Annotated in this window: 5 protein-coding genes; 4 read left to right on the forward strand and 1 reads right to left on the reverse strand. The window is 68.7% G+C overall.

Going from position 1 to position 4,552, the window contains the following annotated elements; translation table 11 throughout:
• The 3 genes from ABZX92_RS45205 to ABZX92_RS45215 all read left to right on the forward strand — a co-directional run.
• Window positions 1-589: DivIVA domain-containing protein (locus ABZX92_RS45205; protein ID WP_355572252.1), on the forward strand; the 589-nt coding region annotated here is incomplete at its 5' end.
• Complete coding sequence (gene pth / locus ABZX92_RS45210; protein WP_045311932.1) at window positions 579-1,142, forward strand: aminoacyl-tRNA hydrolase; 564 nt, start codon at window positions 579-581, stop codon at window positions 1,140-1,142. The genes ABZX92_RS45205 and pth, both read left to right, overlap by 11 nt.
• A gap of 203 nt (window positions 1,143-1,345) precedes the next feature.
• Window positions 1,346-1,477: a hypothetical protein gene (locus ABZX92_RS45215; protein WP_355572254.1), complete on the forward strand. Its 132-nt coding sequence runs from the start codon at window positions 1,346-1,348 to the stop codon at window positions 1,475-1,477.
• Here ABZX92_RS45215 and ABZX92_RS45220 read toward each other — a convergent pair.
• Window positions 1,474-3,087, reverse strand: coding sequence for a fatty acyl-AMP ligase (locus ABZX92_RS45220; protein WP_355572256.1), 1,614 nt, complete (start codon window positions 3,085-3,087; stop codon window positions 1,474-1,476). The genes ABZX92_RS45215 and ABZX92_RS45220 overlap by 4 nt on opposite strands.
• A gap of 100 nt (window positions 3,088-3,187) precedes the next feature.
• Here ABZX92_RS45220 and ABZX92_RS45225 point away from each other — a divergent pair, with 100 nt between their 5' ends.
• Complete coding sequence (locus ABZX92_RS45225) at window positions 3,188-4,480, forward strand: DivIVA domain-containing protein (RefSeq protein ID WP_355572257.1); 1,293 nt, start codon at window positions 3,188-3,190, stop codon at window positions 4,478-4,480.
• The last annotated feature ends 72 nt before the right edge of the window (window positions 4,481-4,552 follow it).

Below are 4,552 nucleotides of genomic sequence, written 5' to 3' on the forward strand. Positions count from 1 at the left end.
GGCCGCCCTGTCCCCGCTGGGCTTCGAGCTGACCAGGCACCGCCTCACCGCGCTGCTGGCCGATCGACTCGGTGGCGCGCCGTCCGCATACCTGGGGCCGACCGAGATCCGCTCCAAGACCTTCCGTCGCAAGCGGCAGGGTTACGACCCGGAGCAGGTCAACGAGTTCATGCGGATCGTCGCCGACGCGCTGGCCGGCCGCATCCGGCTGAACCCGGACCACGTGCGCACCGTCAGGTTCGCCACGGTCCCGAACGGCTACGACCCGTTGAGCGTCGACGGCGTCCTGCACCTGCTGGAGCACCAGGTCCGCAACGGCATCGTGCCGCCAACGGGCCTGAGCACCGGCGACGCCCTGCGCACGCGCAAGCTGCCGAAGAGCGGCACCGGATACGATCGCGCCGAAGTGGACGCCTTCATCGACCGTGCCGCGGCCAACCTGGACGGCCGGGGTGCCATGACCTCCACCGAGGTCCGCAACACCCGGTTCAGCACCACGTCCGGCCTGCTGGGCAAGGGATACCAGGTGCAGGCCGTGGACGCGTTGCTGGACGATCTCGAGCAGGAGTTGCGGTTCCGTGGACGATGACCTCGCCCTCATTGTCGGCCTGGGCAACCCCGGCCCGAAGTACGAGGGCAACCGCCACAACATCGGCTTCCTGGTCCTCGACGAACTGGCCGCGCGCGTGGGCGGCAAGTTCAAGGCCCACAAGTCCGGCGCCGAGATCGTCGAGGGCAGGCTGAGCGGCCACCGCGTCGTCCTCGCCAAGCCGCGCAGCTTCATGAACCTCTCCGGCGGCCCGGTCTCGAGCGCCGCCAAGTTCTTCAAGCCCACCCTGATCGTCGTGATCCACGACGAGCTGGACCTCCCGTTCGCCGCCATCCGGATGAAGCTCGGCGGCGGCGACAACGGCCACAACGGACTCCGCTCCATCACGAAGTCCTTGGGCACCAAGGACTACCACCGGGTCCGCTTCGGCGTCGACCGCCCTTCAGGCCGTCAGGACCCGGCCGACTACGTCCTGAAGGACTTCTCCACGGTGGAGCGCAAGCAGCTCGCGCTGGAGATCGACCGCGCCGCCGACGCGACCGAGGCGCTGGTCACCAAGGGCCTGGAAGCCGCCCAAAACGCCTTCCACTGAGCCGTACGATCAAGGCATGAGCAACCGAAAGGGCTGTGCCGCGTAGGCGCCCAACGCCTCCCCGAGGCAAACTCCGCCCGATCCACGGCGCATCAACGCGCCTGCTGGCGGATCTGCATCATCACGGCGGCGCCGACGCGCTCGCGGCGTGGTCGGACTTCGTGCGCAACCCGTTTCACCGGCGGTGGTTGAAAGAGCACGAAATGCACTACGACCACGACGCTGCAGAGGCCCTCTGGGCACGGGAGTGCCTCGACCACGTGATCGGCAGGCTCCCCCGCAGGAGTGCGAGGGAGCTGCGCGAACTCGTCGAGAAGCTCGACGCCCTCTGCTAGACCAGTGCGGCCGCCGCGGACCGGCGAAGCTTGCCCGACGGCGTCTTCGGCAGAGTCCCCGGCGGCTGCACCACCACCGCGAACGGCCGCAACCCGACCGCGTCCACCACCCGCGCCGTGACTTCCTTCACCAGCGCTTTCTCCGCCTCGGCATCCCCGGCCAGCTTCGACTCCAGCACCACCGCGAACCGCTCCCGCTGCGTCCCCGCGTCCAACCGCACCGCCACCGCGTTACCGGCCCGCACACCGTCCACCGAGCAGGCAGCACGCTCCACATCGGTCGGATAGATGTTCCGGCCGCCCATGATGATGACGTCCTTGCGCCGCCCGCAGACGACGACCTGTCCGTCCTCCACCAGATATCCGATGTCGCCTGTGGACAGCCAGCCCTCGGAGTCCTGCGTGGCCAGCGGACCGGACACAGTCAGGTAGCCGGGAGTGACGGCCTCACCGCGGATCTGCAGCTCACCAACGTCCCGGACACCCAGGACCTTGCCCGAGTCGTCCACAACGCGAAGCTCCAGGCCGGGCAACGGCGGCCCGAGCAACGGGAAAGCACGCCCTTCGGCAGCAGGCTCAGCGCGATGATCCGCCTCGACCGCGTCCGCATCCACCACGTCCACGGACAGACCGGTGAACAACGGCGCGAAAGCCACACCCAGAGTGGTCTCCGCCATGCCGTAAGCGGCGAGGATCGACTCGGGCCGCAGTCCGAAGCGAGCACCGGCGTCGACAAAAGCCTGCACAGCCGCCGGATCGATCGGCTCGGCCCCGTTCAGAGCCAGCCGCAGCGACGAAAGATCGAACGAGTCGGAGGAGGAAGCCAGCCGGCGGGCCACGATCGCGTAGGCGAAGTTCGGCGCCGCGGTGATCGTCCCGCGGTACCGCGTGATCAGGTCGGCCCACAACGTCGGACGCGACAGGAAGTCGACCGGGGTGACCTTCACCAGTTCCAGGCCGAACAGCATCGGCACGGTCAGGAACCCGACCATCCCCATGTCGTGGAACAACGGCAGCCAGGAAACCATCACGTCGGAGGAAGGATCCAGCGCCGCCGCGATCTCCATGCCGCGGGCGTTGGCCATCAGGTTTCGGTGCGTGATGCGGACGGCTTTCGGATCGGCGGTCGATCCACTCGTCAACTGCAGCAGTGCCGTGGCATCCTCGGGAGTGGGAACAGGAGCGGCGATCGGCTCACCGTCGAGCTCGGACAGCTTGCGATAAGGGATTCCGTGCTGGTCCAGCACGGAGGACAAGGCGTCAAACGGGCTGCCGAGCAGGACCAGGCGAGAGTCGATCATGGCGAGCACCCGCAGCGTGTCCTCGGCCCACTCGGCCAGGTCGGTGCGTGGTGTGGGTTGATGCAACATCGTGACGCTGCCACCACACAGCCATGCGGCTTGCACGGCTGGGGCGATCACGGCTGGTTCGGCGGCGAGCACGGCGATCGCGGTGCCCGGCGCCACGTCGAGCGCACCGGCCATCCGCCGGGCGCGTTCGTGCACCTCGGCCCAGGTCCGGCGGACGGGCGCGGCGGGTTCACCCGTCGTCATGCCCCTGTCCCGGCCGTTTGCGGCCGTCGCCAGCATCACATCCACGAACTGACTCATGTTCGCGATCGTAGTGGCGCCGTTTGGTCCATCAGGACGAAACGTTATGCCACGCGAAACGCGATACTCCCCAGTACAGGTACGCAGGAGGAGGTCATTGGTGGATCGGGGCGGCCCCGGAGCGCAGCATCGTCTACCCGCGCATCCGGCACCTCTGCTCTCCGCGCAGGACGTGGCCCTCGTCGCGTTCCACCGTCCCCCCAAGGGCGCGCGCGGGTACGACGCGGCCGAGGTGGACGCATTTCTCGACCGGGTCGAGGACACCATGCGCAGCAGGGACATCCTCACGCGCGAGGACGTGCTCAGCGTGAAGTTCAGCACCGCGACCCGGGATCCGGGCTACGACGTGAACGAGGTCAACGTCTTCATGGAACTGGTGGCCGACACGCTGCGGTCCACTCCGCAACGCCAGCAGGCCAGTGCGCCCGCCCAGGGTGCGCACGCCACGTCGAAGGGGCTCAGACCCGCGGTGCGGCTGTCTCCTGACGACGTCGGCGCGGTGCGCTTCCACAAGCCCAGACCGGGCACGCGCGGGTACCACGAGGGCCAGATCGACGCGTTCCTCGACCGCATCGAGGCCACCCTGCGCGGACAGGACAACCTGACGGCCCAGCAGGTTCAGGACGCGGTGTTCGGCGAGACCGCGCCCGGCACCTTCGGGTACGACGAGGAGGACGTCGACACGTTCCTCGACCTCGTCGTGCTCATGCTCGAAACCGCGCCGCCACCCGCCAAGCCGGCGCCACCGACCACGCAGCTGCCGCAGCAACAGCAACGACCCCAGCAGCGCCGCCCACAACCGCCGCCACGCCCCCAGCAGCTGCCGCCGGTGCAGCAACCCGCGCAGCCCAGGTCGGTCGACGCTCCGAAGCTCACAGCCGCCGACATCCGCAACGTCGCGTTCCACCGCCCTCCCCGCGGCCGCCGCGGCTACCAGGAGTCCCAGGTGGACGCGTTCCTCGACCGCATCGAGGCCACGCTGCTCGGCCAGGACAACCTGACCGGCAAGGACATCCGCGACGTGAGGTTCTCCCGTCCGCTCATCGGACGGCGCGGCTACGACGAGACCGAGGTCGACGGCTTCCTCAGCCGGATCGAGCAGCAGCTCTCCGGCCCGGTGCGCAGCATGCCGGCGGTCAAGTCGTGGAAGGACCTGCGCCAGCTGCGGATCCCGCAGGCGGCGTCGGGGCAGCGCGGCTACCGCACCGCGCAGGTCGACCGGATGCTGGAGGAGATCGGCGTCGCGCTCGACGGCATGCTCGGCGCGTCGTCCGAAGAGGTCCTCAAGGCGCGCTTCAGCTACGCCCTGCTCTCCGGCCAGGGCTACGACACGTCGTTCATCGACGAGCTGCTCCCGATGCTCGCGAACGAACTCCGCCGCCGCGGCCGCTAGCCGTTGTTGTTCAGGCGTGTGCAAGTACTACCAACTCGCAGTTGGTAGTACTTTCACACGCCAACAGCCCAC

It is taken from the genome of Lentzea sp. NPDC006480 (genome assembly GCF_040611995.1).
Classification (GTDB): Bacteria; Actinomycetota; Actinomycetes; order Mycobacteriales; family Pseudonocardiaceae; genus Lentzea.

What these genes read in the sequence shown, in the direction of transcription:
- ABZX92_RS45220 (WP_355572256.1), bottom strand. Translation starts at nt 3,087, where the DNA reads ATGAGTCAGTTCGTGGATGTGATGCTGGCGACGGCCGCAAACGGCCGG.
- ABZX92_RS45215 (WP_355572254.1), top strand. Translation starts at nt 1,346, where the DNA reads ATGCACTACGACCACGACGCTGCAGAGGCCCTCTGGGCACGGGAGTGC.